Source organism: Streptomyces hokutonensis (assembly GCF_042751305.1).
GTDB classification, from domain to species: Bacteria; Actinomycetota; Actinomycetes; order Streptomycetales; family Streptomycetaceae; genus Streptomyces; species Streptomyces hokutonensis_A.
Window position 1 is genome coordinate 1 of sequence record NZ_JBHYWD010000047.1, and the last position, 6,093, is coordinate 6,093.

4 protein-coding genes and 3 pseudogenes are annotated in these 6,093 nt (G+C 69.6%); 4 read left to right on the forward strand and 3 right to left on the reverse strand.

The genetic code is table 11. The features are described from left to right. From ACFXC1_RS50645 to ACFXC1_RS51280, 4 genes and pseudogenes are all read left to right on the forward strand, one after another. Positions 1–288 (forward strand): annotated as a pseudogene (locus ACFXC1_RS50645) (urocanate hydratase); the annotation flags it as partial. Between the two features lie 138 nt (positions 289–426). Then, positions 427–897: pseudogene (locus tag ACFXC1_RS50650) on the forward strand (transposase); the annotation flags it as partial. Beyond that, complete coding sequence (locus tag ACFXC1_RS50655) at positions 874–1,056, forward strand: transposase (protein WP_381257172.1); 183 nt, start codon at positions 874–876, stop codon at positions 1,054–1,056. The pseudogene ACFXC1_RS50650 and the gene ACFXC1_RS50655, both read left to right, overlap by 24 nt. 1,032 nt (positions 1,057–2,088) lie before the next feature. Further along, positions 2,089–2,310, forward strand: a pseudogene (locus ACFXC1_RS51280) (LuxR C-terminal-related transcriptional regulator); the annotation flags it as partial. Positions 2,311–2,320: 10 nt separating this feature from the next. Here the strand turns inward: ACFXC1_RS51280 and ACFXC1_RS51285 are convergent. The 3 genes from ACFXC1_RS51285 to ACFXC1_RS50670 form a co-directional block, all read right to left on the reverse strand. Continuing rightward, the gene (locus ACFXC1_RS51285) at positions 2,321–2,806 is read right to left on the reverse strand and encodes a hypothetical protein (RefSeq protein ID WP_463294428.1); all 486 of its coding nucleotides are present in this window, start codon (positions 2,804–2,806) and stop codon (positions 2,321–2,323) included. Between the two features lie 329 nt (positions 2,807–3,135). Beyond that, complete coding sequence (locus ACFXC1_RS50665; RefSeq protein WP_381257133.1) at positions 3,136–4,275, reverse strand: sialidase family protein; 1,140 nt, start codon at positions 4,273–4,275, stop codon at positions 3,136–3,138. 532 nt (positions 4,276–4,807) lie between these two features. After that, complete coding sequence (locus tag ACFXC1_RS50670) at positions 4,808–5,947, reverse strand: serine hydrolase domain-containing protein (protein WP_381257136.1); 1,140 nt, start codon at positions 5,945–5,947, stop codon at positions 4,808–4,810. Positions 5,948–6,093 lie beyond the last annotated feature (146 nt).

The window sequence follows — 6,093 nt, forward strand, 5'->3', positions numbered from 1 at the left end:
TCCGACGCGATCGCCGACTGGCCGCTGCTCAACGCCATGGTGAACGTCGCCTCCGGCGCGTCCTGGGTCTCCATCCACCACGGCGGCGGCGTCGGCATGGGCCGCTCCATCCACGCGGGCCAGGTGACGGTCGCCGACGGCACGGCACTCGCCGGCGAGAAGATCCGCCGGGTCCTGACCAACGACCCCGGCATGGGCGTCATCCGCCACGTCGACGCCGGCTACGACATCGCGGAACGGGCCGCCGACGAGCGGGGCGTGCGGGTACCGATGCGCGAAGGCGTCTGATCCCCGGAACGCGCATCGCTCTCCCAGAACGCGCCGAGGTCACAGCCGCCCACTCCACGAACAGCCCGCGCGCCGCCTCCCCCGCGTCGAACTGCTCCAGCCGGGCCTGCGCGTCCGGCAGGTCGTCGCTGCCGGGAGTTGATCCCGGTGGGGAGTGTGTTCGCGTTCCTGGCCGAGCACCGCGAGGTGCTGTTCCCGCCGGGGATGTTCGCGGACATGTATCCGTCGGCGAACGGGCGGCCGAGTCTGCCGCCGCAGGTGCTGGCCACGGCGGTGGTGCTGCAGAGCCTGCAGGGTCTGTCGGACTTCGAGACGGTCCAGGAACTACGGTGTGACCTGCGATGGAAGGCCGCTTGCGGGCTCGGGCTGTACGACACTGCGTTCGACCCGTCGCTGCTGACGTACTTCCGGCGCCGACTTCGCCACTCGGCCGATCCGACGCGGAGCTTCACCAAGGTGAAGGAAGTCGTGGCCGCGGCCTGTGTGCTCAAGGGCAGGCAGCGGCGCGCTTTGGACTCCTCGGTGCTCGATGACGCGGTGGCCACCCAGGACACCGTCGCCCAGATCGTCTCCGCGATCCGCCGGGTGATCCGCGGGGTCCCCGGCGCTCAGTTCAAGCGCGTCTGCACCGGCTGCCCCCTGCGGGAACGCTGCACCACCTCCCGGACCGGACGCACCCTCAACGTCCACCCCCAGTACGAACTGCTGGCCGCCGCCCGGGCCCAGGCCGCCACCGACACCCTCTGGCCGGACGAGTACCGCCGATGACGGCCACCCGTCTCCGTCGCACGGCAAAAGTGGCACGGGGCCAACATGCGATCGCGCCGGCTCGGAGGGGGATTTCGAGCCTGCCCGCAGCGAATTCCCCTTCCATCGCACAGCAGCTCCCACCCAACCTCGGGACGGACCTCCAGCGGCCGTGGCTGCAGGTGGCCCTGCCGTACACAGGGGCCCAACCTTGCGATGCGGGGAGCAGGGCCGAGGTGCTCCCACATTGCGTCCGCGCGGCCGTCAAGGCCGAGCAATGCCACCAGGCGTGAGTGGCGCTGACATGTTTGGCGACGGCAGCCGATCGGTGGCTACGGCGCCTGCCGAGCAGTTGCGGCTCAGCCGCGTGGTCCTGCGCCGTGCAGGAGGGTGTCGATGACGAGCGTGGCCAGTGCGTCCGGGGCCTTGAGGTCTGAAGCCGTGTCCGGCATACCAACCGGACCGTTTTCCGTTCGGGCCGTTACGCGGCCGAGCCGACGCACCCCAGGACCGGTCGGCCATGACGGGATCCAACTCGCAGACACAGCCGACCGGGTACCGCCGGCTTCGATCCGGGCAGACCGGCAGCCGTCGTAACAAACGGCTCGACACCAAGACCTTCGGAGCACCCGTGAAGGGATCAATTCGGACCTGGGCAGGCCGAGAACGAAGGTTTCTCCCCGCGTAGCGCACAGTGGGGCGGGTGGGACTCGAACCCACGGCCGACGGATTATGAGTCCATCGGGGATCTTGGCGGTCCTTGCCGATCAATGCTCATCTTTGACATTTTCCCAGTTCAGACGCACTGATCCGTGTCAGTCCTGTGTGGTGCTTGTCGATGTATTCCGGTCCTTGTGGCCCCTCAACGGCCCCTGGGGGTATTCGAGATGGACTCTGGCCAGAGCAACCGCCGCCTCCACCCAGTTCAGCCAGAAGGATGGAACCTTCGCACAGCGGATCCCCTTACCGACGAGATGACGCCTCACCCCTGGCCCGGGTGGAGCGTCATCCCTGACGAGATCGTCTACCGGACTACGCTCTGCGCGCAGCCCCATGCGCCCCGGATGCTCGTCGTCACCACCTTCGACCTCGACCAGTACGCCTACGCCGCCCTGCGCGCCGGCGCGAACGGCTTCCTCGTCAAGGACGCCCCCGCCGAGGAGATCCGCCCAGCGCAGCCGCCTGGCCGCACTCACCGAACGGGAACGGGAAGTCCTCACCCTGGCCGCCCGGGGACTGGCCAACGGCGAGACCGCCGACCGCCTCTTCATCGGGGAGACGACCGTCAAGACCCACCTCGGCCGCATCCTGACCAAACTCGGCCGCCATCTCCGGTGTGGCGAGGAAGTCGTCGAGATCCGCGGGCACCTCGGTCGATGTCCTCGATGGAACGGATGGCGGGTTCGTAGAGCTCGCCGCGCCGGTTCTGCTCCAGGTAGCTCTTCCAGTGCGCCAACGCGCTGATGGCGGTGAGGACTCCGGGGTCCAGATCGTCCTCGACCAGGATGCCGTCATAGATCGTCGCAAGCTCGTCGTGCAGCTCGGCGGCGCTGATCGTCAGGACGTTCGCGCACGCCGTGGTCAGTGCCGCCCGGGCCTCTTCCGTGAGTTCGTCCTCGGCCGCACCGCGCAGCAGCTCCGGCCGCACCAGACGGGTGACCGTCTCCTCCCCGAAGGCACGAACACTGCCCTCGGTGGCCCCGACGATCAGCCGGAGAATGTCCGCCTCGAGCTCGCTGTAATCCACGCCCGCAGCGACTCTGCTGCGCAATTCGGCGGGCGGTCACGCACTGCGCCTCCACAGCCTCGGCTAGGCCCGGCTTGTCTGCTTCTGCGCGGCACTCCGGACGCCAAACCGACGCGGCGCCATCACTCCGGGTAATTGCGCAGCAGAGTCGGCAACTTAGGCAAAGTGGGACCGAGATCCACGCCAAAGGAGCAGCGAAATGAGTCCGACTCCCTGATGCGCTCGGATTCACCTGCGCCGACGACCGGCAGGGTCGCGTTCGGCGACGTGCCGGGCGACAGGGTGACGCCGCGCCGCGCATACCGTTCCAAGGAGCGGGCAGAGGCGTGCCCCAGCTCGCCTTTGTCCGGGGGTCAGGCGCGGGGACGGCGAACAGCGGCGGTGAAGATCTGTGCGCGGCCGGTGCGGGTGTCGGTCCAGATCGGGTGGAGGACGTGGCCGGGAGTAGCGGCCAGTCCCTGGTAGTTGCCGAGCCAGTGTGTGCTGCCGGTGTCGATGGCCTGCCGGGGATCGAATGCTTGCGTTGTGACGCGCAGGGGCGGTTCGAAGGCGGGTGGTGTGGATGCGGTTCGTACCGGGTCCGAGAGGTAGAGCAGGACGTCCACACGCAGTGTCGTCAGGGACAGGGCGTAGACGGAGATCGCGATGCGGTTGTCGTCGGCGATGGCGAGTTGGGGTTGCAGGTAGACCACCCTGTCGCTGACCGCCACGGTTGTCGGGCTGCTCCACGTCGGTGAGGGCTCGGTGGGGCCGGCCGAGGTTGTCAGCAGCAGTCGCGACCTGCCGGTCGCGTCATCGAAGCCGGTGACGGCCGCGCAGACAAGACCGCCGCCGGCCGCAGCCGCGAGAGCCGGGCCGCTCTTCGCGGTGACGTCTCCCAGACCCGGCGCCATGGCCGGCACCTCGGCCACCGTGAGCGGCTCCGTGAACGTCTCGCCGTGGTCGCCTGAGGTGACGGCTCTGATGAGCACGTCACCACTCGGGGAGGGGGTGAAGTAGGCGACGGTGAGCGAGCCGTCCGGTCCGGCGGCGGCGACGGGGGCGATGGCCCTGGCGCCTGCGGCGGGATCAAGTGCACGCGAGGGCTGGAAGGTCCGGCCGCCGTCGGTGGAGCGGGCGACGACCACACCGTCGTCGGCGGTGCCGTACACCCCCGCTGCGAGGTACAAATACGTGGCTGGCGGGCGGCTTCCCGTGCCGATCGTGAGGCTGGGATGGTCCACCAGTCCGGGGCCGCCGGCGATCGCCGTGATCGACGGCCGGAAACCGCGTCCACGGTCATCGGTGCGCCACATCAGGACGTCACCGTGGCGCGGCGGCCCCTGGGTGGCCACGACGCAGCACACGTACGCGCGGCCACGGCTGTCGAAGGCTATGGTCGGATTGCCGTCGAAGTCCGGTACCAGGCCGGGCAAAAGGCCCCGCGCCCGCCAGGTGTCGCCGCCGTCGAACGACGCGTACGCGGCTACGCCGATGTCGGATCCGACGAACACCCGGCATACGGCCAGGAGGTTGCCCGGATCGAGTGGATTGACTGCGACGACCGGTTCGATGCACGCGGCGAAAGCATCATCGGTGACCCGTGTGTTGCCGGGCGCCCTGACTTCTTCTCGCCTCGCCGGCGTCGTCCTCCATGGCAGGTTGCGGGCCGCCATCCACGACACCGGCACACCAGCGAAGGCCCGTCGCGACACCATTCGATCGAACGCTCCCATGGCAGGGGTCCCTTCTCGCCCGCCGATCGCCACCTCAGCGAGGGCATCCGGCTTACACGTCGAGGTCATGGCTGATGGTGCGCGCTCCACTGCGCCTTGTCATCGACCCGTGGTATGCCGTCCTTGGTCTGACGGAATGCACCAGGAGTCATCCGCGGGAACGAGTGACATGCCACGGGTCCAGATCAGCGGACTGGCAACTCCGAGGGGGAGCCGATTACCGGGTGGCCGAATTCCAGGAGCGCCATCAGCCCACCGTTTTCGACTGCTACCTCGTTGCGGGCCAGGCAGGGAGTTCGGCCGCTGGTGGCTACGAGGGGCAGAGGCCGGCCGTCATCAGGGCGAGGGCCGCGGGGCCGGCATCGGCGTCGCCGTCGGTGCCCCAGTCGGTCCAGTCCAGGGTGACTTGGCGGGTGCCGTCGAGTGTGTGGAAGGAGAGGGTGCGGTAGCCGGGAGTGCCGCCGCCGTGGCCCACGATGGTGCCGCAGGGGAGCGTGGCCATCTCCAGGCCTAGGCCCCAGCCGGCTCCGCTGGTGTCGGTGGTCATCTCGCGCAGCTCGGCCGGGCGCAGGAGGCCGCCGCCGAGCAGGACGCGGAAGAAGCGGTCGAGGTCGGCGGTGGTGGAGATGATCTCGCCGGCAGCACCGGCGATGGACATGTTGACGGTGGTGTAGTCGACCGGGACGAGTGTCCCGTCCCCTTTCTCCACCGGTTCGTAGCCGTGGGAGTGGGGCCCGGTGATGAAAGGAGAGGAGCCAGGCAGGCGGGTGTCCCGGAGCCCGAGGGGACGGATGATGCGCCGGTCGATTTCGGTGCGGTACGAGCGGCCGGTGACCTTTTCGACGATCATCCCAAGCACGATGTAGTCCGTGTTGGAGTAGTGGTGATCGGTGCCCGGCGGGAACAGCAGAGGGCGGTTCCGGTCGCCGTCCTTGACGGCCCGTCGGACCAGTTCCGCGGGTGTCCAGGTGTGGAAGCGGTCGCGGGGGGCATCGCCGTCGAGCAGTCCGTCGGTGTATTCGGGCAGGCCGCTGGCATGCTGGAGCAGTTCCCGCACCGTGATCCGGTCGCCTCCGGGGGCGGGGACGAGGCCGGGGAGCCACCGCTCGGCGGTGTCGGACAGGCGCAGCCGCCCCTCGCCCACCAGCTGGAGCACCACGGTGGCGGTGAACGTCTTGGTGACGCTTCCGGCCCTGAAACGGCCGTCGACAGGGGCGGCGTGCCGGCCGTCGAGCCTGGACGTGCCACTGCTGCCGCGCCATACGGCGTCCCCCTGGCGGACCTCGGCGACCGCGCCGACCGCACCGGTTGCCGTCACCCGGTCCAGCGCCGCCTGCAACGCGGTTGCGTCCGATACCGCGGTGGGCGGTGCGGCGACCGCACCGCCCGCCGTGGGAACCAGCGCGCACACCGTCAGCAGTGCCAGCGCCCCGAATCGTGAGCCCTTCATCGTTCTCCCGCCCTCGCTGTTCCCTGTGATCCCCGTGGGTGGGTGGGGGGGGGGGGGGTGGGGAAGGCCCCCCCACACCGCACCACCCCCCCCCCCACCAGAGGGTGGGTGGCGCGAACACAACACCCCCCCCCCCCCCCCCCGCG